Origin of the sequence: Daejeonella sp., assembly GCF_030695525.1 — a bacterium.
In the GTDB taxonomy this organism is placed as follows: Bacteria; Bacteroidota; Bacteroidia; order Sphingobacteriales; family Sphingobacteriaceae; genus Daejeonella.
The window spans coordinates 1-24480 of sequence record NZ_JAUYSS010000042.1 but is presented as its reverse complement, the minus strand read 5'-3'; the positions used below and the strand labels follow the sequence as shown (position 1 = coordinate 24480).

At 41.3% G+C, this 24480-nt stretch carries 20 protein-coding genes, 2 tRNA genes and 1 other RNA gene; 8 read left to right on the top strand and 15 right to left on the bottom strand.

The window, feature by feature from the left end; translation table 11 throughout:
• Positions 1 to 40: 40 nt before the first annotated feature.
• The 5 genes from Q8S11_RS09275 to Q8S11_RS09255 form a co-directional block, all read right to left on the bottom strand.
• Positions 41 to 1327, bottom strand: a complete 1287-nt coding sequence (locus Q8S11_RS09275) for an MFS transporter (RefSeq protein WP_371135146.1) — start codon at positions 1325 to 1327, stop codon at positions 41 to 43.
• Between the two features lie 26 nt (positions 1328 to 1353).
• The gene (locus tag Q8S11_RS09270; protein WP_305661809.1) at positions 1354 to 2130 is read right to left on the bottom strand and encodes a 3-ketoacyl-ACP reductase; all 777 of its coding nucleotides are present in this window, start codon (positions 2128 to 2130) and stop codon (positions 1354 to 1356) included.
• A gap of 92 nt (positions 2131 to 2222) precedes the next feature.
• Positions 2223 to 3368 carry a Gfo/Idh/MocA family protein gene (locus Q8S11_RS09265; RefSeq protein ID WP_305661808.1) on the bottom strand — a complete coding sequence of 382 codons (1146 nt, stop codon included), beginning with the start codon at positions 3366 to 3368 and terminating at the stop codon, positions 2223 to 2225.
• Between the two features lie 12 nt (positions 3369 to 3380).
• Positions 3381 to 4214 (bottom strand): sugar phosphate isomerase/epimerase, encoded by an 834-nt coding sequence (locus Q8S11_RS09260; RefSeq protein WP_305661807.1) that lies wholly within the window; start codon positions 4212 to 4214, stop codon positions 3381 to 3383.
• Positions 4211 to 5593 (bottom strand): glycoside hydrolase family 88 protein, encoded by a 1383-nt coding sequence (locus Q8S11_RS09255; protein WP_305661806.1) that lies wholly within the window; start codon positions 5591 to 5593, stop codon positions 4211 to 4213. Before Q8S11_RS09255 ends, Q8S11_RS09260 begins: the two co-directional genes overlap by 4 nt.
• A 134-nt stretch (positions 5594 to 5727) precedes the next feature.
• On the opposite strand from Q8S11_RS09255, the gene Q8S11_RS09250 reads away from it, so the two are divergent.
• The 3 genes from Q8S11_RS09250 (at position 5728) to Q8S11_RS09240 (ending at position 8120) form a co-directional block, all read left to right on the top strand.
• A complete protein-coding gene (locus tag Q8S11_RS09250) occupies positions 5728 to 6753 on the top strand; it encodes a LacI family DNA-binding transcriptional regulator (protein ID WP_305661805.1) in 1026 nt (341 codons plus the stop codon).
• A 352-nt stretch (positions 6754 to 7105) separates the two neighbouring features.
• The gene (locus tag Q8S11_RS09245) at positions 7106 to 7642 is read left to right on the top strand and encodes a PepSY-like domain-containing protein (RefSeq protein ID WP_305661804.1); all 537 of its coding nucleotides are present in this window, start codon (positions 7106 to 7108) and stop codon (positions 7640 to 7642) included.
• A 37-nt stretch (positions 7643 to 7679) separates the two neighbouring features.
• Entirely contained in the window at positions 7680 to 8120 is a 441-nt protein-coding gene (locus Q8S11_RS09240; protein ID WP_305661803.1) for an Hsp20/alpha crystallin family protein, read from the top strand.
• 97 nt (positions 8121 to 8217) lie between these two features.
• On the opposite strand, the gene Q8S11_RS09235 is transcribed toward Q8S11_RS09240, so the two are convergent.
• The 5 genes from Q8S11_RS09235 to Q8S11_RS09220 form a co-directional block, all read right to left on the bottom strand.
• A complete protein-coding gene (locus Q8S11_RS09235; protein ID WP_305661802.1) occupies positions 8218 to 8445 on the bottom strand; it encodes a hypothetical protein in 228 nt (75 codons plus the stop codon).
• A gap of 196 nt (positions 8446 to 8641) precedes the next feature.
• Positions 8642 to 8926: a GIY-YIG nuclease family protein gene (locus Q8S11_RS17845; RefSeq protein ID WP_371135145.1), complete on the bottom strand. Its 285-nt coding sequence runs from the start codon at positions 8924 to 8926 to the stop codon at positions 8642 to 8644.
• 109 nt (positions 8927 to 9035) lie between these two features.
• Positions 9036 to 9121 (bottom strand) — tRNA-Leu (locus tag Q8S11_RS09230).
• A 132-nt stretch (positions 9122 to 9253) separates the two neighbouring features.
• Positions 9254 to 9329, bottom strand: a tRNA-Gly gene (locus Q8S11_RS09225).
• An 88-nt stretch (positions 9330 to 9417) separates the two neighbouring features.
• Positions 9418 to 9906, bottom strand: a complete 489-nt coding sequence (locus tag Q8S11_RS09220) for a regulatory protein RecX (protein ID WP_305661801.1) — start codon at positions 9904 to 9906, stop codon at positions 9418 to 9420.
• 59 nt (positions 9907 to 9965) lie between these two features.
• Between Q8S11_RS09220 and Q8S11_RS09215 the strand changes: the two genes are divergently transcribed.
• Both Q8S11_RS09215 and Q8S11_RS09210 read left to right on the top strand, forming a co-directional pair.
• A complete protein-coding gene (locus Q8S11_RS09215) occupies positions 9966 to 12425 on the top strand; it encodes a bifunctional UDP-N-acetylmuramoyl-tripeptide:D-alanyl-D-alanine ligase/alanine racemase (RefSeq protein ID WP_305661800.1) in 2460 nt (819 codons plus the stop codon).
• The gene (locus Q8S11_RS09210) at positions 12418 to 13011 is read left to right on the top strand and encodes a DUF502 domain-containing protein (protein ID WP_305661799.1); all 594 of its coding nucleotides are present in this window, start codon (positions 12418 to 12420) and stop codon (positions 13009 to 13011) included. Before Q8S11_RS09215 ends, Q8S11_RS09210 begins: the two co-directional genes overlap by 8 nt.
• Positions 13012 to 13307: 296 nt before the next feature.
• Here Q8S11_RS09210 and Q8S11_RS09205 read toward each other — a convergent pair whose 3' ends face one another.
• Positions 13308 to 15359 (bottom strand): OPT family oligopeptide transporter, encoded by a 2052-nt coding sequence (locus tag Q8S11_RS09205; RefSeq protein ID WP_305661798.1) that lies wholly within the window; start codon positions 15357 to 15359, stop codon positions 13308 to 13310.
• Positions 15360 to 15491: 132 nt separating this feature from the next.
• Here Q8S11_RS09205 and Q8S11_RS09200 point away from each other — a divergent pair, with 132 nt between their 5' ends.
• Positions 15492 to 15977 (top strand): HAD family hydrolase, encoded by a 486-nt coding sequence (locus tag Q8S11_RS09200; protein WP_305661797.1) that lies wholly within the window; start codon positions 15492 to 15494, stop codon positions 15975 to 15977.
• Positions 15978 to 16107: 130 nt separating this feature from the next.
• On the opposite strand, the gene Q8S11_RS09195 is transcribed toward Q8S11_RS09200, so the two are convergent.
• From Q8S11_RS09195 to ffs, 4 genes are all read right to left on the bottom strand, one after another.
• Positions 16108 to 17079, bottom strand: a complete 972-nt coding sequence (locus Q8S11_RS09195) for a YpdA family putative bacillithiol disulfide reductase (protein WP_305661796.1) — start codon at positions 17077 to 17079, stop codon at positions 16108 to 16110.
• A gap of 109 nt (positions 17080 to 17188) precedes the next feature.
• Positions 17189 to 17848 (bottom strand): fructose-6-phosphate aldolase, encoded by a 660-nt coding sequence (fsa, locus tag Q8S11_RS09190; RefSeq protein WP_305661795.1) that lies wholly within the window; start codon positions 17846 to 17848, stop codon positions 17189 to 17191.
• A gap of 42 nt (positions 17849 to 17890) precedes the next feature.
• Entirely contained in the window at positions 17891 to 18247 is a 357-nt protein-coding gene (locus Q8S11_RS09185; protein ID WP_305661794.1) for a four helix bundle protein, read from the bottom strand.
• Positions 18248 to 18305: 58 nt separating this feature from the next.
• Positions 18306 to 18405, bottom strand: an RNA gene (gene ffs / locus Q8S11_RS09180) — signal recognition particle sRNA small type.
• A gap of 216 nt (positions 18406 to 18621) precedes the next feature.
• Between ffs and gltB the strand changes: the two genes are divergently transcribed.
• Positions 18622 to 23148: a glutamate synthase large subunit gene (gltB, locus tag Q8S11_RS09175; RefSeq protein ID WP_305661793.1), complete on the top strand. Its 4527-nt coding sequence runs from the start codon at positions 18622 to 18624 to the stop codon at positions 23146 to 23148.
• A partial coding sequence (locus tag Q8S11_RS09170) for a glutamate synthase subunit beta (RefSeq protein ID WP_305661792.1) occupies positions 23148 to 24480 on the top strand: 1333 nt, incomplete at its 3' end. The genes gltB and Q8S11_RS09170, both read left to right, overlap by 1 nt.

The window sequence follows — 24480 nt, the reverse complement described above, 5'->3', positions numbered from 1 at the left end:
ATCTCCAGAAAATGTATTTGCATTCTCCATTGTCAATTACCTAATCATCTTCCTCCACATAATTCAAATCCTTACTAAATGTCTCATCTAAATACCGAAGCGCAATTACAGCAATTACAAATGACAGTAAACCAACTCCGGCTGCCGCGTAAATAATGCCTAAGCTCGCTTTAAACTGAATAAAGAGTGCCGTCAGGGGTATTACAGAGCCCCTGACAAAATTAGGAACCGAAGTAGCAACCGTTGCCCGGAGGTTAGTACCAAACATCTCAGCAGCAACCGTCACGAATAGCGTCCAGTAGCCGTTAGCAAAACCTAAAAGTGCGCAAATGGCATAGAAAACCACAATATCCTGTGTCGGGAATAAAAGGTAAACCGATACCATTGCAGCGGAAATCAGCATAAATGTCAAAATGATTTTCTTTCTGCTTTGATAATACTGGCTTAAAAATCCACTTGCCAAATCACCGATTACCTGACCTGTGAATGCAAACATGACTGCTTTTCCTGCATTTACTGGTTCTGTGATGCCAAGGGCTTTACCAAATTCCGGAGAGAATGTAATCAGGATCCCAACAACAAACCAGATAGGCAATCCGATCAGGATACATTTAAGATATTTAAGAAATCTTTTTTTATTGTTAAACAGCATTAGAACATTGCCCCGTTCTATATTCTTATCCTTGATTTTTACAAAAATCCCTGATTCAAATACCCTCATCCTCAGTACTAATAATAATAAACCAAGTCCGCCACCGATGAAGTATGAAGTCCGCCAATCGAAAAGATCAGCCATGAAATAAGCCAGAACAGCCCCTAAGACTCCCATTGTTGCTACGAGCGTAGTCCCGTATCCCCGTATTTTGCGGGGGAGTATTTCAGCCACAAGCGTAATGCCCGCTCCCAACTCACCAGCCAAACCCACACCTGCAATAAATCTTAAAACAGCATATTGCTCAAAAGAGGTGACAAAGCCATTCGCAATATTAGCCAGAGAGTAAATTAAGATCGAGCCAAAGAGGACAGAAAGACGCCCCTTTTTATCCCCCAATATCCCCCAGAATATACCGCCGATCAGGAGTCCGGCCATTTGTAAATTCAATAAAATGATGCCGTCGTCCAATAATGCTTCCTGAGAAATACCAAGTGACAATAAACTTGGAACACGCACCACGCTGAACAGAAACAGATCATACATATCCACCAGATAGCCCAGGGCTGCAACCATTACCGGTATTTGTACCAGTTGTTTAAGTATATATTTAAAATCAACAGGATCAGTAGAGTCCTGATCAGTAGCTTGATTGTCAATAGGATTTTGCTTCATTTCTAAGGGTTTATAGATCTTTTTATTTATAAACGGGAGAGAGTTAAACCACCATCGACCATAATGACCTGTCCGGTGGAGTAGGGAAAATAACCTGTAGCCAATGCAAGCACAGCTTTAGCCACATCAGAAGTCTCACCCCAGCGCTTTTGAACACATAAGCCATCTGCAATTAATTTATCATACTTTTCGGTAACCCCGGCTGTCATGTCTGTATGGATTATTCCCGGCCTTACCTCATATACCGGTATATTAAATTCGCCCAGACGGGAAGCAAAAAGCTGTGTTGCCATGCTTAGGCCCGCTTTTGCAACGCAATATTCTCCACGGTTAATTGAAGCAACTGTTGCAGAGATGGATGAAACATTGATTATACAAGCTTTAAAATTTTTATCCTCCTGTTGTTGAGCAATCATCCAGTTTGCTGCTGCCTGGGTCAAAAAATAGGGCCCCTGAAGATTTGTTGAAAGTAAATACTCAAAGCTTTCCTCTGATGCTTCCAAAATGTCCTTACGTTCTTTTGGTGCTACCCCTGCATTATTAACCAAAACATTCAGATAGCCATAATGCGCCTTGATTTTTTCAATCATCGCAGTCCGGTCTGTTTTGGAAGCGATATCGCCACGGCAATAAAGTACTCTTCCGCCATGAGTTTCAAGTTCCCGAATCACTTCTTGTACTGCTTCCTCCGGACGGACACCATTAATGGCCAGGTCAAAACCAGCCTTCGCCAGTTCCAGTGCAATGCCAAAACCAATCCCACGCGTTCCCCCGGTTATAAATGCTATTTTCTTTGTCTGCATTCCTAAATGGCTAATAAATCCTATTAAAATATTATTAATCTATTCTTTAAACTTTCTCACATCTCATATCTCACATCTCCCATCTAATAAACTTAAAGCTCTGGAATATCCACCCAGCACCTTTTCTCCCAGCTTTCAATACCTTTTTCAGCTAATTGAACTCCTTTTGCACCTTCCCGTAAATCCCATGGGAAGGGTTCATCTTTTACCACATGTCGTAAGAACAGCTCCCATTGCACTTTGAATGCGTTTTCAATAACCTCCTGCTCTGGGACTTTAGACCAGCCCTCAAAAAACTTAATAGGTTGTTCGATATCCGGATTCCATACCGGCTTTGGTGTGTTTCCATAATGCTGGGTATAACATTCACGTAAGCCTGCCACCGCCGAGCCTTTCGTTCCATCAACCTGCAGGGTCAGCAAATCATCGCGGCGAACACGAACCGTCCAGGATGAATTAAAATGTGCGATTACGCCTCCTTCTAATTCAAATGTGGCATAGGCTGAATCATCTGCGGTACATTTATAAGCTTTGCCTTGTTCATCAATACGCTCGGGGATATGGGTTGCACCCAGGCATGATACTGCCTTTACTTTTCCAAAAACATGATCCAGCACGTAACGCCAGTGACATAACATATCTACAATGATACCCCCATCATCTTCCTTGCGATAATTCCATGAAGGTCTTTGGGCAGGGATGGAGTGCCCTTCAAAAACCCAGTAACCAAATTCACCCCGAACAGACAGGATTTCCCCGAAAAAGCCATTTTGAATCAGTCTTTTCAGCTTCATAATACCCGGAAGCCATAACTTATCCTGCACAACCCCGTTTTTTAATCCTGCAGCCTTGCAAAGTTCGTATAACTCAAGTGCTGTTTTGGTATCAATGGCTATCGGCTTTTCGCAATAAACATGTTTCCCCGCCTGTACTGCTTTCCTTACACCTTCAGCTCTTCTGCCAGTAGTTTGTGAATCAAAATAGATGATGTTATGCGGGTCGGCAAGGGCTTCATCTACATTGGTAGTCATTTTTTTAACCCCCGAAAGCTGACTTAATTTCTCTAATTTATGGATATCACGACCTACAAGTATCGGATCAGGCATAATTATTTCGTCTGAATTAACTTTTATGCCTCCCTGTTTAATTATTTCTGCAATCGACCTTAACAAATGTTGATTGGTTCCCATGCGTCCGGTGACGCCATTCATGATGATTCCTATATTATGTACCTTCATTATGTTCTGTTCTTAAGAATTTTTTAAATATGCTTCTGTAATTTTTTTCAGGAAAACTGCCTGATCTTCCTGCCAATACAAGTTAGAAAAGATTTCCACCTCATTAAATCCCTTGAAACCGGCTGCCTCAACCCAGCCCCGTATTTCCCTGATATTGATACAGCCTTCACCCATTAAACCACGGTCATTCAGCATATCGAGCGAAGGGCTTTTCCAGTCGCAGATATGAAAGGCTGAAAGATTATTGTTTTGACCGCAGCGTTTAATTTCCTGCTCCAGATCAGGATTCCACCATAAATGGTACACATCCACTGCAATACCAAGCCAGGGAGAGTTTAGTTCTTCAGCCATATCATTTGCCTGAGAAAGGGTATTGATCGCCGAGCGACTGTCGGCATACATCGGGTGGAGGGGTTCGATGGCCAGTTTTATTCCTGCAGCTTCAGCATAAGGTAAAACAGCCGCAATTCCGTCCCTTATTTGCTTGCGCGATTCAGTTAAAGGCTGTCCGGGCACTGCACCGCAGACTAACACGATCAGCGGGGCTCCCAGAGCTTCAGCTTCATCAATTGCTTTACGATTATCATCGATTGCTTCCTGCCGACCTGATGCTGAATTATGCGGAAAGAATCCTCCTCTGCAGAGTGATACAATTTCCAGATTGGAGTCCCGAAGCATTTGCCCCGTTTGTTTTATATCCCTTCCATTCAGCGCATCCCGCCAGACCGTAATCCCACCAATTCCTGCCTCAGAAAAGTTCTTTGCAGCCTGCTCAATAGTCCAGGGTTTGGTGGTAATGGTATGAACACATAAGCGTGAAAGATCACTCAATTGTTCCGGCTTCATTTTAAAGCTCCAAAAAATGATAAATAGGATTCATTATTTATTACCCGCTGAAGATATAATGCAGCTTCACGGGCATGATAATCTCCCCACATACTGGATTCACCATTTGGTATTTTGCTGCCTGACGGGACATGGTCCCATCCGTTTGGACGGTGATAAATGGAATGTAAGATCAAACCCTGATGATCTGAACTTGTGCTCAGGTAAGGTTCATCAAATAAAGTATTCAATACCGTTAAACCGGCCTGCCAATAACGCTCGCCAGATTCTTTATCGCCTTTGCTGATCAGATATTTACCCAGGCGAAGTAATCCCTGTGCTCCAATCGCCGCTGCGGAACTATCTACAGGTTCAAAATCATTATGTGGTTCCGCCGGGCGATTTAAATAATCACCCAGTTTATGAAGATCAGGCGCACCGGTATCCCAATAGGGGATACCATCAGATGGAGTATGTTCAATATAAAAATCGCAGGTTGCTTTTGCTGCCTTTAGCATAAAGCCTTCTATTTCTTTACGCCCACCAAGGAGGTCAAGTTCAGTATCCGACAGCTTTTCGAAGCACTCAAGCTCTTCGGCAAAACCGCACATTGCCCAGGCTAATCCGCGTGTCCAGGTGCTGAAGCCGGTATAACCCTGCTGCGAGTTTGGGCAGCGAAAGTTCCCATCCTTGGTGTTAAAAACACTCTCATGAGCAGCTCTGCCCCATAGATCATACATATCACGGCCTTCACCATAAAAAACTGAATAATCTGCCGTGGCTTTAAGATGTAAGATAGCCCGTTCCAGTAAATTGATCTTTACATCGCCCTCAGCCTGAAATACATGACCCAGAAGATGGCTCACTAATAAGGCACGGCAGGAGCGGATCGTATCCACGAATAAGGAATGCGGTCCGTTAAAGGAATGAATAAACCCACCATTTTTGATATTTGTCCAGCGACTTGCCTGTACCGCACCTGAAATTTTAAGGGCTAACTGATAAAACTCCTTCTCCCACTTGTTAAATTCTGTTTTGCCTTCGTTCATTAAGCGCAGGAGATTGCCGTAGGTGCTCACATTATTAAATCCATGATCATGCACACCAATATGGCTGATATGCGGGGCCATTACCGCCAAAGTGTTCTTACGACCGATCTCCAGAAATTCTTTATCGCCTGTTGCATCAAACTGTAAAATGGCGGAACCGAATTGAAAGCCCTGGGTCCACTCCGTCCAGCCCCGGGTACTGTATTTACCTTTCACGGTAAAAACAGGGGAACCTTTTGAAACATCATAATTCTTATCCAGATCCTGAATCTTTTGACCCGACAGGTTCCAGAATTGTTTTAGCTTATTTTGAAGGTCAGAAGCCTTCAGGGTTTTATTTATACTTATCATAAGGTATCTTTATCGCCTGTAAAGCGATTATGCTAAATAGGGTTAATGATTTGATTCTTAGCTATTCAAACGTTTGAATAAATGTATATTTTTAATTTTCAATTTTCAAATCATTTTAATGCATTTTAAAAGGAATGGCAAAAAGAACTACGCTTAGGGATATTGCTGAAGAATTAAACCTGACGATTTCGGGTGTTTCAAAAGCCCTGAGCGGGCATCCCGGTATCAGTGCCAGTACTAAACAGCGGGTTGAGGAAGCGGTTGTAAGATTAAATTACAGACCAAATAAAATTGCTTCTTCTCTGCAATCCGGCCAAACCAAAATTATAGGTGTCATTATTCCGAGTGCAGATAAGAGCTTTTTTGGTTCCATTGTATTCGGCATGGAAAATATCATTAACCAAAATGGCTATAGTATTTTATTATATCAGTCGCATGAACTGCCCGAAAATGAGATCAAAGGCATAGACACGTTTATACAATCGAGCGTTGACGGGATTATTGCGACGATGGGGAAGCAGACCATAAACTATCAGCATTACCTTGAAGTTAAGAAGCGCAATATTCCGCTGGTCTTATTTGATACTGTTAACGAAAATATTCCTGTGCCAACTGTAACGATAGATAATTACAAAGGCGGTTTTATTGCCACTGAGCACCTTATTCAAAACGGATATAAGCGGATTGCCTATATCTCAGGCTTAAAGCATGTTCCAATTTTTAATGAGCGCTTGCGCGGATATCTGGACGCTTTGAGAAAGTATAATATCCCGGTTGAAGAAGAACTGATCATTTATGGTAAAAACACCATTAAATCCGGGACAGAATGTATGGAAAAGCTATTAGAGCTTCAATCAGTCCCGGATGCGGTAGTTGCCGTTGAAGATTTCACCGCTCTGGGAGCAATAAAAGCCTTAAAAGCTCAAAAATACCGGATTCCTGAAGATGTAGGGGTAGTTGGATTTTCGAACGAAGGATTTAGCGAGCATATTTCCCCAAGTTTAACTACGATAAACCAAAAGACAGTCGAGATGGGAGAGGAGGCCGCCCGATTACTGTTTGCAATGAGTAATAAGGCAAATCCTTATGATGGAGAACCTGATAAGATTGTTCTTGAGCCTTTATTGATTGTCAGGGAATCGTCGGTTAAAATTAAATGATTGCCTGAGTGTGGATTCCAGACCACTTCCCAAAGATGACCAATAGTATCCTGAAATTTAGCCGTATTACCACCATAAAATTATCCTGAGCTGATTTAACAATTAAGGCAGGGTATTTTGTGCCTTCGCCATCATTAAATCAAATCTTCTTTTGTTATCAGTCTGGCTCAGTATTTATATCTGAAAATATGTCATTTCTGAAAAGTCAAAAATTCAGAAATCAGATATTTAAATTAACAAAATGTCAGTTTAAAGGTCATAAACAGGGTTTTGCATACAATTTGTACAGGATGAATCACCGTTATGGTAAAAGTTAATTTATTTATGGTTGAACCTTTAATTAGAAACAATTATGAAAAAACTAATCTTAATCATGGCGCTGAACGTTGCAACATTGTCAGGCAGCGCACAAGTAGTAAAAGTAGCTCTTAAACCTACTGAAAATGGCAATACACCTACCGTGGTGTTGGATTCTATTAAGAAATCATTCCCTGAACCCATTAGCCAGACCCTTACTAAAATTACTGCTCAGAATTATGGAAAACAGTGGAATGTAGAGATCAGTCCTGCTTCTGAAGAACAGGATCCCTTGTATTATGAGGTGGATATCATCAATAGTGAGGGCAGGTATAAAGCAATTTACAATAGCAAGGGAAACCTGATGCGCATAAAACAGACCCTCAAAAAGGACTCTTTACCTGAAGCAGTGAACCAGACGATCCAATCGAAATATAATGGCTGGTCGCTTGTTGACAAGGAGGAGCGAATTGATAATAATGGCAGAAGGGTGGATACAGAATACAAAGTGCTATTGAAGAAAGGAATGATCAAAAAAGCAGTCTACCTTGATGAGAACGGGAAAGTAAAACTGGCCCTGCCAACAGTTTAACAAAGTGAAATTTTAAAATTATTAAATCATAACAATTATGACGCTGGTTAAATTTAACAACAACAATGGAAGCAGATCATTATTGCCAGGCTTTAATGATGTTTTCGAATCAATTTTTAATGACACCTTTTTCAGTGAAAGGGTTTCCGGCTCGCTGCCTGCTGTGAACACAAGTGAGAGTGCCGACTTCTACCATGTAGAAATGGCTGCTCCCGGATTAAAAAAGGAGTGTTTTAAAATTAATGTAGAGGGGCAAATTCTGAATATTTCCTATCAGGATAATGAAGAACACAGTTCAGAAGGTAAACGCTATACCCGTCGTGAATATAGCTTTACATCCTTTGTCAGGTCCTTTAATCTTCCGGAGCAGGCCGATCTTAATATGATCGAAGCATGCTATGAAAACGGAATACTTAAACTCGATATCGGTAAACGTGAGGAAGCTAAAAGTACATCACGTTTAATTGAGTTGAAATAATTTATCTCCTGTCTACTCAAAAGGCCGCTCAGGATTCCGGAGCGGCCTTTATTATTATAAGGGTTCATTTATTGTCTTTTAACAATTAGTGATAAAACTAATCAGCCTGGTGTAAATTTATCTGGCGACCAATATCATTTACCTCAGGATCTTCATCAAAAATTGGAAGGTCAGTTTCATAATCGAGTTTCAACCATACGCCTTCTGTATCCTTTTGAATGTGGATATATTCTTTGCCTTCTTTGAAAACAGTAAACGTATGATCTTCTTCCGGAAATACGGAATAGGTTGCTGATCCTATAAAAATATCAAATGGTTCTTCCATACACAAAGATAAGAGATGCATGTTAAAACTTTCAAAACTTTGGTAAAACAAGATTAACCATTTAAAGGTTACTCATGAGCTTTAAATTTTAAACGTAAATAATACGATCCTTGCAAAAACGTATAGAACACAAAAGCCCAATATTTTCATATCGGGCTTTTGTACTCGGAGCCCCGAACTAATCGGGGTACTCGCTTTAGAGTGAACCCCAATTTTTATCGGACATGCTTAACCTTCCACCATCAGCAATCAATTTTTCGATATAAATTTTGCTTTTCATGGATTTTATTTCAAGCTCTCTTTGATTGGCTTCTATCCTGGAATTGAAATTTTCGAAATACACTAAAACCCATGGACCTTTATTTCTAGTTGCAGTTACTTGGCCATTATTATGCCTGAGCAATCTTTTCGGAATATTTTCTGTATGCCCAATATAGTATCTGCCGCTTTTTTGAGATTGTAAGATATAGGTGGAAAACATGAAAAATAATTTTCAGGAATCTAGGAAAGAATTATGGAAGGAATCAAATCTGCTTATTAAACGGTAGGTATATTAAAAACAAAAGCCCTTTGTTTCCAAAGAGCTTTTGTACTCGGAGCGGGAATCGAACCCGCACTCGCTTTAGGGCGAACAGGATTTTAAGTCCTGCGTGTCTACCAGTTCCACCATCCGAGCAGATGGCTATAATTTGCTCTAACAATCCAATTGGCGTGTCTACCTCCCGATAGCTATCGGGATCCACCATCCGAGCAGATGGTTATTACTATTTCAAACAAAAATTCCCTCTGTTAGGAGGGAGTTTCATATTGGAGCGAAAGACGAGATTCGAACTCGCGACCCCGACCTTGGCAAGGTCGTGCTCTACCAACTGAGCTACTTTCGCGTTTGGGTGAGTGTTCCGGAGGAATACTGCGGCACAAATATAGGCAGAAAAGCAATTTTGGCAAGTATTTTTTAATTTTTTTAAATAATTATTCTAAACTCTTGTTTATCAGCAGTTCTGAGATCAAGTCCTGTTCATAACCTTTACTCATTGCATATCTGCTCAACAAATAGCGGCGCTTAAAAGGGTCTTTCTCTGATAGAAGATTCGATTTCTTCTCAAGGATCTGCCTTAAACTCATTAAATAATCGCCTTCATCAATGCTTTTAAGTGCTTTCTGGATCATCTTATCAGGAACCTGTTTTAATTTTAAACCCTGTTTGATCTTCAATTTGCCCCAGCCCTTGATTCTGAACTTACCCATTGTATAGGCTATCGAAAAACGCTCTTCATTCAGGAAATTCTGATCAATAAGCTCAGAAATGATCTCCTCTACATCTTTTTGATGCAAACCCCATTCGTAAAGTTTGTTCCTGACCTCATACTGCGACCTTTCCTGGTAGGCGCAATAGCTTTCAGCTTTCAGTTTAGCCTGTTCTCTGCTGAATATTTTTGGCTTAATGTTCTCGTTTTTCAAAGCACTGAAATATCGCAAATATTTGAGAGGAATCTTTAAAAATTATTGAAATTAGCAGAATGAACCATATCCTATATTCAACAGAAGATCTCACAGGTATCCTCAAAGCGGAGTCTTTTATTCAGAATAAGGATATTTTGATCAGGACCATACTTAGCGATAGTAGGAAGCTTAGCGATATCAATCATGCGCTCTTTTTTGCGCTGAAAGCGAGGAGGGACGGGCATAGCTTTATTGCTGCCGTTTATGAAGCCGGAGTAAGGAGTTTTGTAATTTCTGATTCCGAATTTGATACCGGAGCTTATCCTGATGCAAACTTCTACAAGGTTGGTGATACGCTAATGGCATTGCAGGATCTGGCAGCTGCTCATCGTTCAAAATTCAATTATCCGGTCATCGGTATCACCGGCAGCAATGGTAAGACCATCGTCAAAGAATGGCTCTATCAGCTTCTGGTGCCTGAAAGCAATATAGTCAGGAGCCCTAAAAGCTATAATTCACAGATCGGGGTACCCGTTTCGGTATGGGAAATGAATGAAGAGAATGATCTGGCGATATTTGAAGCGGGGGTATCCAAAGCGGGTGAGATGGAAAATCTGGCAAAGATAATTCGTCCGACGATTGGAATACTAACCAATATCGGGGAGGCCCATAGTACCGGTTTTGAGAGCCTCAATGAAAAGATCAGCGAAAAACTGAAGCTGTTTGAAGGTGTGGATCTGTTTATTTACTCAGATAAGTATCTGGATCAGTATGATGGTGAAATACCCGGTAAGAATAAATTCACCTGGAACTATCGTGGACAGGCAAATTTAGAGGTTTTTGATGATGAGGTGCTTGAGGAAAGATTCCAGTTTCTGAGGGCGCGTTTCAATGGAAAGGATGTTCAGGCAATGATTCCATTTACGGATCAGGCCTCTATTGAGAACGCGATAATCTGCTGGGCTAGTTTACTGGCAATGGGTTATGAGCCTGAAGAGGCTGATAAGCGGCTTGAGAAGCTCATTCCGGTAGGAATGCGGCTTGAACTTAAGAATGGCATTAATAACTGTTCTGTAATCGACGATTCCTACAGTCTCGACCTTTCCTCATTGGCTATTGCCCTTGATTTTTTAAAACAGCAAAAGCAGCATCAGCGGCGCACATTGATACTTTCTGATATACCCGGGACTGATTCCGAAGTGGTTTATGAACAGGTCAGGAATCTGCTGGAGAATAAGTCAGTCGACAGATTATTAGCAGTAGGTGAGCAAATCAGCAAGTATGTTGTTGATTATCCTTTTGAGACCGAATGTTTCGCCAGCACAACGGATTTCCTGGAACATTTCAGTTCAATAAAGTTTTATAATGAGACTATACTTTTAAAAGGGGCTAGGTCTTTCGAATTTGAGCAAATCAGCCAGCTTTTAACTCAGAAGGTTCATGAAACTGTACTGGAGATTAATTTGAATGCACTGGAACATAATCTGAATCATTATAAGCTGGAATTAGGGGCCGGGACAAAAATTATGGCCATGGTGAAGGCATTTTCTTATGGCAGCGGCAGTTTTGAAATAGCCAATCTTCTGGAATTCAATAAAGTTGATTACCTGGCTGTTGCCTATGCGGATGAAGGCGTCGCATTACGGAATGCCGGATGCAGTTTGCCGATTATGGTGATGAGTCCGGATGCGATGGCTTTCGAAACCATCATTCAGCATAAACTGGAACCAGAAATATTCAGTGTCCGGGTTTTAAACCAGTTGATGGAGGTGTTGAACCGGAAGAATATGGAGAATTATCCAATCCATCTTAAACTGGATACCGGTATGCACCGGTTAGGGTTTATGGAGGAAGAACTGGATGAGCTGCTTGAAATTCTTGTCAATACAAAGGGAGTACGTATACAGAGCGTGTTTTCTCATCTGGTGGCTAGTGAGGATCCGGAGCATGATGAATTTACCAGGTACCAGATCGATCTCTTTTTAAAGCTTTCTGAACGGATCAGCCAAAACCTGAATTATCCATTCATGAAACATATTTCCAATACTTCTGGGATCAGCCGTTGGCCAGATTCCCGTTTTGATATGGTTCGCCTTGGCATCGGACTTTATGGAATAGATTCTTCTTATGATTCAAAATCTCCCTTACAAACCGTAACTTCGCTGAAAACCAGTATTTCACAGATTAAAACTATTCCTGCGGGCGATACAATCGGTTATGGCAGGGAAGGGAAGATGCCTGAAGGAGGAAAAATTGCAACGGTGAAGATTGGGTATGCCGATGGCTACCGAAGGGGATTGGGCAATGGAAAGGGGAAAATGATTGTCAGGGGTAAGGAAGTCCCGACAATTGGAAAGATTTGTATGGATATGTGTATGCTGGATATTAGCGGAATTGAAGCAGTTGAAGGGGATGAGGTGATTGTGTTCAATGATCAGATCCGGGTGGAAGATATTGCCAGACAGCTTGATACAATACCCTATGAAGTACTGACAGGAATTTCTCAGCGGGTGAAACGAATTTATTATTATGAATAGGATAGTCAGAGCTTTATTTAATTACCTTATTAGAGGCGCCCTGGTAATTCTGCCAATTGCCGCAGCTTTATTCTTTATTTACTGGGCGGTTTCCAAGTTGGATTCTGCACTTAATTTAAGTGATGTAATCTGGGTTGATCAGGCCGGAAAGCCAATCTATATTCCGGGTTTAGGAATTCTGACTGTAGTGGTATTTCTAATTGTGGTTGGAATTGTGGTAACAAATTTTGTAACTGACCCGATCAAAAAGTGGTTTGGGTCATGGTTCAAAAGATTGCCGGTATTTAATGTGATCTATACCTCATTCAAAGATCTTACTGAGGCCTTTGTAGGTGATGATAAAAAGTTCAACGAGCCTGTTGTGGTTGAAGTTAATGAGACAGGATTAAAGAAAATTGGCTTCCTGACTCAGAAAGACCTTACTAAAATTGGATATCCGGGCGAGGTAGCGGTCTACTTTCCTTTATCTTATTCTTTTGCCGGACAATTATGTATTGTACACTCTGATCGTGTCAAACCGCTTAAAATGAGTGCCAGTGAAGCGATGAAACTCATTGTATCAGGAGGAGTAAGCCATATTCCATAAAACCCTTAATATTTCCTGAGTGCGATATAAGCAAGGGTAAAAAATGCGCTTATAATTGATCTGACAAGACTCTTGAGCCACGATAATATGATTTTGGAAACCAATACCTATTTGTTATAGGCTGGCACAGCCCTTTCCTCCGGTTAGTTCCGGCATGAAATCGCGTTCCCCTCTGGTCGGTGTTCTCACCGTACCAAGCACGATTTTATCCAGTGGTCGGTGATAACACCAACCAGAGGGAATAGTGTAAGGTCAATGTGTTTCTACAGGACTTTACACTATCTGCTATTTATAAATTATTTGTCTTTACTAATTGCAATTCGGTATAAAGACCAGCCCATGAACAGGAAGAATATAAAACCTAATATCTGATATCCTCCGGTTCCAAGCAATCCGCTCAGGTGCGCTTCCATATTCAAGCTTTCCACGGGACCACCGGTTGATTCAAATGCCATGAGGAAGGCATAAATAACCCCCATAAGGGCACCACCAGCAACAAGTCCGGTAGCAAACAGGTTTCCTTTACCTAGTTCTTCCTCCTCTGATTTTTTACCATCCTTCTTTGTTCTCATCTCTACCAGGCCCTTAATGGCACCACCGGCAAAAATGGGCAGGGTAGTGGATAGTGGCAAATATGCTCCAACAGCAAAGGAGAGTGATTTAACCCCGCATAATTCGATTGTGATTGCCAGAAAAACTCCAACGAGTACAAACTGCCAATCGAGGTTAAATGAGAGCAATCCTTTAATCAAAGTGGCCATCAGAGTTCCCTGAGGTGCCGGGTAGGTTTCAGTTCCTATTGCATGTGTTATACCTTGTGCGGTCATTTCAGCTGTTGGTCTGTCTAACACTGAGAGTGTCAGGCCTATTACTACAGCGGATACTATGGAGCCTACGAAGAGAGCTAGTTGTTGATATCTGGGCGTTGCACCAACAATATATCCGGTTTTTAGATCCTGTGATGTTGCCCCGGCATTAGCTGCAGCAATACAGATCATGCTTCCTACAACCAATGCCATAGGTTCATATAAATTTCCTGTCCAGCCAATGCTGATGAAAATAAGGCAGGTTCCCATTAAAGTGGCAATGGTCATTCCGGATACCGGATTGGAGGAGGTTCCGATCAATCCAACAATCCGGCTGGATACGGTCACAAAGAAAAACCCAAAAACGATTACCAGAATACCGATCAGCAATTTGTTTAATACAGAATCACCGGGGATTTGCGGTAATAAAGCCATCAGTAAAATAAGTCCAAGACTTCCAAAAATTACTACTTTAAAAGAGAGGTCATCATCAGTACGTTTGATAATCTGCTTTTCTGTATTCGACTTATTCATCGATGCCAGACTTGATTTGAACGATGAAACAATTGTAGGAATGGTTTTAAGCAGGGTAATGAACCCACCGGCAGCTACTGCACCTGCACCGATTTGTTTTACATAGGCCTGGTAAATAGCGGTAGCTGTATTTGCAAAAGCCATGTTTAAAGGATCCCATCCTCCCGGTCCTCCGGGACTGTATACATCTTTTAGGTAACCAAGCTTAACTAATTGATAAGCAATTGTTTCTGCGGGTACTAATGTTGCGAGCAAAGGAATAAGTCCCAACCATGCAAGTACACCACCTGCTACCAGAACTCCGGCAATCTTTGGGCCGATAATATATCCTACACCCATATATTCAGGAGTAATTTCGCCATTGACCGTTGCTGAAGGAAAGAATTTGTTCGCCTGGCTTGTTGCCCAGGTAGGAGCCTCTGCAATCAAATGAAATATCTTCTGAAGAATGGCATAGGCAAATGCAAAAGCAAGTCCGTAATAAGCCGTTTTGGCAAAGTTACCTCCTTTTTCCCCTGCAATCAATACTGAAGCACATGCAGTTCCCTCCGGATAAGGCAAACTTTGGTGTTCTTCAACTATAAGTGATCTCCTGAGTGGAATCATCATCAGGGTTCCCAGAATTCCACCCAAAGCAGCAAGAAAGAAAATTGGCCTGTAGGAGAAAAAGGATTCACTGTTACTTCCTGCAGATAGAAACAGAAATCCGGGCAGGGTGAACACAACACCTGCAGCAATTGATTCCCCGGCAGAACCTGTAGTTTGGATGATGTTATTTTCAAGTATGGTTGTTTTGAAAAATTTTCGCCCAATAGAGATAGCCAATACAGCAATTGGTATAGAGGCGGATACGGTTAATCCCGCTTTTAATGCAAGATAAACTGTTGCTGCTCCAAAGATTATTCCGAATATTGCCCCCAGTAATACTGATTTTACTGTAAATTCTGCTACATGACTTCCTGAGCTGATATAGGACTTAAACTCTTTCTTTTCTGTAGTGTCTGACATATTTTTTAATGGTTTTTCTTAATTAAAGATACTTCTTTTAGTGATATTTGAAATAAAGTAGTCCGGTTGAAAATTAAATTATTCTCCGGACAAATTTAAGTTCAGGGTCAGAAAGGAATAACAGGAAATAAAATGAAAAAAGCCGTTTTTTTAGATCGGGATGGGGTTTTAAATAAAGAACTCGGCGATTATGTATGCAAGTTTGAGGACTTTAAAGTATTAGAGCATAATTTTCCGGCTTTGAAGGAATTACAATCACGGGGATATTTATTGATTGTAATAACTAACCAGGGCGGATTGGCCAAGGGCTGGTATTCTGAAGAAACTCTTGATCGTATGCACAATCACTTACGAAAAACATATGCTGATCAGGGGATTCATTTAGCAGATATCTATTACTGCAGGCATCATCCCGAATACAATGGTAAATGTCTTTGCCGAAAGCCCGGATCTATCATGCTTGAGAAGGCTGTTGCCCGTTTCGGTATTGATGCGGGCTCCTCCTATTTTATTGGCGATAGGGAACGGGATGTGCTCGCCGGAGAGGCTGCAGGGGTAAAGGGGATATTGATTGATAGTGATCAGCCGATTGGGGAGATTTTGAATATGATTGCTTAATTATAAGGATTTTCCTAAAATCTCCCCAATCGGCAGTTGAGAGTTGAGAATTGAGAATGGAGAGTTTCATATTGTCTTTAATTGAGCATTGAGAATTTCCAATTAATACCCAATTCTCCACTCTCCACTCTCAATTCTCAACTATTTTTTGAACTATCCTGGTAGCGTGCACCCTCGAGTTCTCAATAAACCAAACATGCGTATTCATACCCCCGCAGATGACGCCTGCAAGGTAGATGCCTTTCTGATTGGTTTCCATCGTTTCGGGATTATGTTCAGGCACCTGTTCTTCATCATCTGAGATAATGATTCCTAATTTCCTTAGAAAACTAAGATCAGGCTGGTAGCCTGTCATGGCTAGAACAAAATCATTTTTAATCGTGATTTCTCCATCAGGGCCAAGGATATCAACTTCATTTTCCCTGACTTCGGCTAAGTTTGAATTGAAATATGCTTTAATACTGCCTTCTTTGATCCGGTTAACGATATCCGGTCTGACCCAATATTTTACACGCTGGCCGATTTCAGACTCCCGGATTACCATGCTAACCTGAGCACCTTTCCGAAAGGTTTCGAGTGCTGCATCTACCGAAGAATTGTTGGCTCCAACTACAAGTACATGCTGTTTGGCATAAAAATGAGGGTCTTTATAATAGTGTTTTACTTTCGGAAGGTCTTCTCCGGGGATATTCAGCAGATTGGGAATATCATAAAATCCTGTGGAGATAATGATATTTGTTGCTGCATATTGTGATTTACTGCTTTCAATATGATAGGTACTACCTTCTTTTCTGACAGATTTCACCTCTTCAAAAAGCCTGAGATTTAGGTTGTAGTGCTCAGTTACCCTTCTGTAGTATTCCAGGGCCTCAGACCGGGTAGGTTTGATGTTATTGCTTACAAAGGGTATATCACCGATTTCCAGTTTATCGGAAGTAGAAAAGAAAGTCATATTCGCAGGATAGTTGTATAGCGAATTAACCAGACAGCCTTTTTCGAGTATGATGTAGCTTAGTCCGGCTTTTTTTGCCTCAATTCCACATGCAAGACCGATTGGCCCCCCACCAATAATCAGAATATCGTATTTATTGTCCAATCCCATATTTGTTTTGCATTCAATAATTTTAAAACCAGAAGTCTGAAATTACAAAAAGCATAGAGTTCTATCCTCTATGCTTTTAGCTTTAGACTTTTAGCTTTATGCTTTTAGCTTATTTCCCTGCTGCCTTTGCATGATCAGCAAGAAATGTTGCGAGTCCGCTATCCGTCAAAGGATGTTTTGATAAGGCAATCATCGCAGCCAATGGTCCGGTGATCACATCAGCACCAATCTTAGCACAATTGATAATATGCATCGGATGACGGACTGAAGCGGCCAGAATCTGAGTTTCGAAGCCATAATTATCATAAATCAGACGTATATCTTCAATCAGCGTTAAGCCATCGGTAGAAACATCATCCAAACGGCCAATGAAAGGGGAGACATAAGTTGCCCCAACTTTTGCTGCCAGAAGTGCTTGTCCGGAAGAAAACACAAGTGTGCAATTTGTTTTAATACCTTTAGAACTAAAGTATTTAATCGCTTTTATGCCTTCTGTGATCATTGGGACTTTAACCACAATTTTAGGATCAAGTGCGGCAAGAATTTCACCTTCCTTCACCATGTTTTCAAAATCAGTGGCTATTACCTCAGCACTGACATCTCCCTCAACAAGGGCGCAGATTGCTTTGTAGTGGTTGATTACATTTTGATCACCTGTGATGCCTTCTTTAGCCATCAGGCTTGGGTTTGTGGTTACTCCGTCTAATATTCCCAAAGCCTGTGCTTCTTTAATCTGGGCGAGATTTGCGGTGTCGATGAAGAATTTCATGTTAATTTAATTAGCAAATTAGTGAATTAGCAAATTAGCAAATTATGCTTTCTTGCTTGTGGAAATTATTTTATTAATGATTTTTTGTATTTCAGTTAACTGTTCGCTCAATCCGGTAAGTTCCTCATGATCATATAATTCTTTACATAATGCGAGCCAATATTCGGTTTCGTCTACTTCCTTGACTGCAATTTTGAATTTATGGATAAAATCAGCCTTGCTTTCTGCATTTTGAGCTTCCCTGACATTTGCACCATTAGAAGTAGAGCTTTTGAAAAGTTGATTTGCCAGTGGGAAATTTTTATTTGTTTGAAGTGTCTGGCAATATTTGGCAGCACTGACAGCGAAAGCAAATGTTTTTAAAACGATTGGGTTTTCATCAGCTTTAAGCCTGCTCATGGTTGGAAGCAATTTGCTAATTAGCTCATTTGCTAATTATCTCAATTTAGGAAAAAAAAATGGGCAAGCACCTTTTATCGCACCGCTACAACCTTCTACCCTTGCTGCGTTCCCACCCTGGGGGAGTTCAAAGGGAGCTGGTCGTAAAAGACTTGCCCGGCACAAAAGTAGAAAAAAAAAGCAAATTCAGGCCATAGGACTTAAAATGATATCTGAAATATGAAAGTGTTAACGGAATAGTAGTAAAATTACCATTATGGTAATTATGGTCAGTAATAATAGGATTTTTTGATTGAATCATAAAAATAGTTGTAAATTAAATAAAAACGACGTATTTTGATTAATTTAGGCGGCTTATAAATTAAAATCAATAGATGACAAATACTGACAACCAAACAATGGGTTTATATGATCCTTCTATGGAGCACGATGCCTGTGGAGTTGGTTTTATTGCAAATATTAAGGGAAAAAAATCGCATAAGATTGTAAGTGATGCCCTTACTATTTTAGAGAACATGGAACACCGCGGTGCTTGCGGTTGTGATCCGGATTCGGGTGATGGTGCAGGGATTTTAATTCAAATCCCACATGAATTTTTTAAACAGGAAGCCCTGAAATTAAATATTCGCCTTGAAAAGGCCGGCACTTATGGTGTAGGAATGCTTTTCTTTCCAAAGAAGGCTACGATAAAGGAAGAATGCCGCAAAGCGATTGGGAAGGCAGCTGATAAGCTCGGCCTTAAAATTCTAGGTTACCGGAAAGTGCCGATTAATGGTGGAATTATAGGGGAAGCTGCATTTTCTTCAGAACCGGATATTGAGCAGGTATTTATTGCAAAACCCACTTCCCTGCATACACCTGCAGATTTTGAGCGAAAGCTATATGTTCTTAAAAATTATGCTACCAAACTGGTAAGGGAAACAGTAACCGGAGCAGAGCAGCAATTTTATATTGTATCGCTTTCTCAGAATGTGATCATGTATAAGGGTGAGTTTACCAGCAGTCAGGTGAGGATTTATTTCCCTGATCTGAATAATAGCCTGCTTAGTTCTGCCTTTGGAATGATCCATTCGCGATTTTCTACAAATACTTTCCCATCCTGGCGTTTGGCACAACCATTCCGGTTTATTGCGCACAATGGGGAGATCAATACTTTAAAGGGAAACTTAAACTGGTTCTATTCCGGCATCCGCTCATTTGCATCACCTTTTTTCAGTAAGGATGAGATGGATATGCTTTTACCGGTAATTGATAATAATCAATCCGATTCGGCATGTCTTGATAATGTTGTTGAATTATTGTTCCATTGTGGCCGTTCATTGCCACATGTAATGATGATGCTCATCCCTGAAGCCTGGGATGGAAACGATCAGATGGACCCTGCAACAAAAGCATTTTATGAATATCATGCTACCCTGATTGAACCCTGGGACGGGCCTGCAGCTATTGCCTTTACCGATGGGCATATGATCGGAGCAACCCTCGACAGGAATGGTCTTCGTCCGCAACGTTTCGTGATTACCGATGATAATCAGATTATTGTGGCCTCAGAAGCAGGTGTTTTACCTGTTGATGAATCGAAAGTGGTTAAGAAAGGGCGCTTGCAGCCAGGAAAAATGCTGGTGGTGGATACCATTAAAGGAACCATCATTCAGGATGATGAAATCAAAAAGGCTATTACTACACAGCAGCCTTATGGTACTTGGTTAGAAAACTATAAAATCAGTCTTGAAGACCTGGCAGAGCCAAGAGTTGTCTTTACGCAGTTGTCAAATGAATCAACATTCAAATACCAGCAAGTATTTGGTTATTCCCGTGAAGATATCGATACTCTCATCAAGCCTATGGCTCTTACCGGAAAGGAAGCAATAGGTTCAATGGGAACAGATACGCCACTTGCTATTTTTTCTGACCGGCCCCAGCATCTGGCTAATTATTTTAAACAATTGTTTGCGCAGGTTACCAACCCGCCGATAGATCCGATCAGGGAGCGTCTGGTGATGAGTCTTGCCGGATTCATGGGTAATAATGGCAATATCCTTGATGAGGATGAAATGCATTGCCATTGTGTGGCATTGCCTCATCCTGTATTGAGTAATACTGAACTGGAGAAGATCAGAAGTATTGATACCGGTTCTTTTCAGGCTAAAACCCTTCAAACCTATTTTAAGGCTGATGGTCAGCAGGGATCCTTGCAGCGCGGATTAGAGCGACTTTGCAGGTACGCTGAAGATGCTGTTCATGACGGATTTGAGGTTTTGATCTTATCAGACCGTGCAATTGATTCTGAGCATGCTCCGATTCCTTCCTTACTTGCAGTATCAGCTGTGCATCATCATCTCATCAAGAAAGGTCTTCGGGGTGCGGTAGGTATTATGGTCGAAGCAGGGGATGTTTGGGAAGTTCATCATTTTGCATGCCTCATTGCGTTTGGCGCTACAGCGGTTAATCCATATCTCGCATTAGCCACAATACATAAACTAAAAACAGATGAAAGAATAGATACTTCACTGGATATTAAATATTTATATAAAAATTATATTAAATCAGTTAATGATGGTTTGCTGAAGATATTCTCTAAAATGGGAATATCTACTCTGCAATCTTACCATGGTGCCCAGATCTTTGAGATTGTAGGTTTAAATAAGGATGTAATCGATAATTATTTCACCGGTTCAGTTTCCCGTATTGGGGGAATGGGATTGGATGATATTGCTGAAGAAGCTTTACGCAAACATTTCTCAGGGTTTAAGCGTAGGGGTATAGAAACAAAATTATTGCCCGAAGGTGGTGTTTACCAGTGGAAAAGAAAGGGTGAAGCGCATTTGTTTAATCCGGAGACGGTTCATTTGCTGCAGCATGCCACCCGGACGAATAATTATGATGTTTATAAAAAATACGCATCCCACATTAATAAACAAACAGATACTTTATATACTATCCGAGGGCTTCTTGATTTTGCCCATCATCGCCAGCCGGTGCCATTGAGTGAAGTTGAGCCTGTTGAGGTAATACTGAAGCGTTTTGCAACCGGTGCGATGTCATTTGGGTCTATTTCTCATGAGGCACACAGCACACTTGCGATTGCGATGAACAGGATTGGAGCTAAAAGTAATACCGGCGAAGGTGGTGAAGATGAATTAAGATATGTGCCATTAGCAGATGGAGGTTCCATGCGCTCCGCAATCAAACAGATTGCATCAGGCAGATTTGGGGTTACAGCCAATTACCTGACCAATGCTGATGAATTACAGATCAAAATGGCACAGGGTGCGAAGCCTGGAGAAGGTGGGCAATTGCCTGGTGATAAGGTAGATGAATGGATTGCAAAAGTGCGTCATGCTACACCGGGTGTAGGATTAATTTCGCCTCCACCACATCATGATATTTATTCAATCGAGGATTTAGCTCAATTGATCTTTGACCTGAAAAATGCGAACAGGGCTGCCCGTATTAGTGTTAAACTGGTTTCAAAAGCGGGTGTAGGTACCATTGCTGCTGGCGTTGCAAAAGCCCATGCAGACGTGATTTTAATTGCAGGACATGATGGCGGAACCGGAGCTTCACCGCTGACTTCAATTAAACATGCAGGTTTGCCATGGGAGCTCGGACTAGCTGAGGCTCAGCAAACCCTCGTAAAAAATAAATTGAGAAGCAGGGTAGTGCTTCAAACTGACGGTCAGTTAAAAACAGGTAAAGACATTGCGATTGCAACGCTTCTGGGAGCAGAGGAATGGGGTGTTGCAACAGCTGCATTGGTTGCAGGAGGTTGTATCATGATGCGTAAATGTCACCTGAATACCTGCCCAGTAGGTGTTGCTACTCAGGATCCTGAATTAAGAAAACTGTTTTCAGGTAAACCTGAACATATTGTGAATTTGTTCAGGTTCATTGCTGAGGAATTACGTGAGATCATGGCAGAGCTGGGATTCAGGACTATAAATGATATGGTGGGAAGGGTTCAGTTCCTCAAAATGCGTGATGATGTGGATCACTGGAAAGTGAAAAATATTGATCTTTCAGGGATTTTGTATCCGATGGACAATCCGTCGGGCATGACCTTGTACAACAGTGAGAAGCAGGATCATAATTTGGATAATGTACTAGACTGGGAATTGGTTAAAAAAGCTGTAAAGGCTATTGAATCAAAGGAACCTGTATTTGCTTCATTTAACATCAAAAATACTGACCGTACCACCGGTACTATTCTTTCGAATGAGATCACAAAGAAGTATCAGTCTGCCGGACTTCCGCAGAATACGATAAATTATACATTCACGGGTTCTGCCGGACAGAGTTTCGGGGCCTTTTGTACCCGGGGAATATTCTTTGAACTCTGTGGTGAAGCGAATGATTATGTTGGAAAAGGTCTTTCGGGTGCCCAATTGGTCATTTATCCTTCCAGAAAAAGTAAAGTGCTATCTCAGGAGAATATCATCATTGGTAACGTAGCATTATATGGAGCTACTTCGGGTGAACTGTTTGTCAGAGGACAGGCAGGAGAGCGATTTGCTGTAAGAAACTCCGGAGCTATAGCTGTTGTAGAAGGTGTTGGAGATCATGGCTGTGAATATATGACTGGTGGAAGAGCCTTAATCTTAGGCAAAACAGGCCGGAATTTCGCTGCCGGTATGAGCGGAGGAATAGCCTGGGTTTATGATTCGGATAACTCTTTTGTAGAAAATTGCAATACAGAAATGGTAGATCTTGATCCCTTATCGCCAAAAGATGAGGAAGAAATTCTCAGTCTTCTGAATAAGCATGTTCAGCTAACCCAAAGTCAGGTAGCAAAATACATTCTTGATGATTGGGCGCAGCAATCGTCATCATTCATCAAGGTATTTCCAAAAGAGTACAAAAAGGTATTAATAGAAAAAGAATTACAGCAATCAGCGGGATAATGGGAAAAGTAACAGGATTTAAAGAGTATGACAGGGAGCTTCCTAAGAAAATTGCCCCTGCAGAACGAGTAGAAAATTACAATGAATTTGTGCAGGAATATCCTCCACAGAAGTTAAATGAACAGGCAGCAAGATGTATGAATTGCGGGGTACCGTTTTGTCATTCTGGCTGTCCACTGGGAAATGTTATCCCTGAATTTAATGATGCAGTTTATCAGGGAAAATGGGAAGAAGCGTATCTGATTCTTAATTCCACAAATAATTTTCCTGAGTTTACCGGGCGGATTTGTCCGGCTCCCTGCGAAGCAGCCTGTGTTCTGGGTATAAATAAGCCACCGGTTGCTATTGAAGAGATTGAAAGGCATATTATTGAGATTGCTTATTCTAAGGGATATGTGAAGCCTAGTACCCCTATTTTACGTACAGGCAAGAATGTTGCTGTAATTGGCTCAGGGCCTGCGGGTTTGGCGGCTGCAGCTCAGTTGAACAAAGCTGGTCATAATGTCACTGTATATGAGCGGGATGATCGTCCCGGAGGCTTGCTTCGCTATGGAATTCCTGATTTTAAATTGGAGAAGTCAGTAATTGACCGTCGTTTAGAGATAATGGAGCAGGAAGGTATCAAATTTATTTGTAATGTAGAGGTTGGGAAGGATGGAGATATGAAGGCCTTTATTGATCAGCATGATGCAGTAGTTGCAGCCGGTGGTTCAACCATTCCCCGTAACCTGAACATCCCAGGCAGAGATTTAAAGGGTATTCATTTTGCAATGGATTTTCTGAAACAACAAAATAAGACAGTAGGTAATATTTCGTTCACTGGCGAACGTATTCTCGCAACTGATAAGGATGTAGTGGTGATTGGTGGGGGTGATACAGGATCTGATTGTGTAGGAACCTCTAACAGGCAGCATGCCAACACCGTAAAACAGTTTGAACTGATGGTTCAGCCGCCTGCTGATCGTACAGAGAATATGCCATGGCCTACCTATCCTATGCTTCTGAAAACAACCAGTTCGCATGAAGAAGGTTGTGAGCGGTTCTGGGGTATTAATACGAAATCTTTTTTAGGTAATGAAAATGGAGAACTCAGGGCGATTCTGGTGTCTGATGTGAGCTGGGAGCTTGATGCATTGGGTCGTCCGGTAAAATTTAATGAGGTAAGCGGTTCTGAACGTGAAATCCCGTGCCAGTTAATTCTTTTAGCTATGGGATTCCTTCATCCTCAGTATCCGGGACTGGTGGAAAATGCGGGTCTTGAACTTGATGGAAGGGGTAACGTAAAAGCTGATGAAGGAATTTATCAGACTAATGTCCAAAAGGTATTCGCTG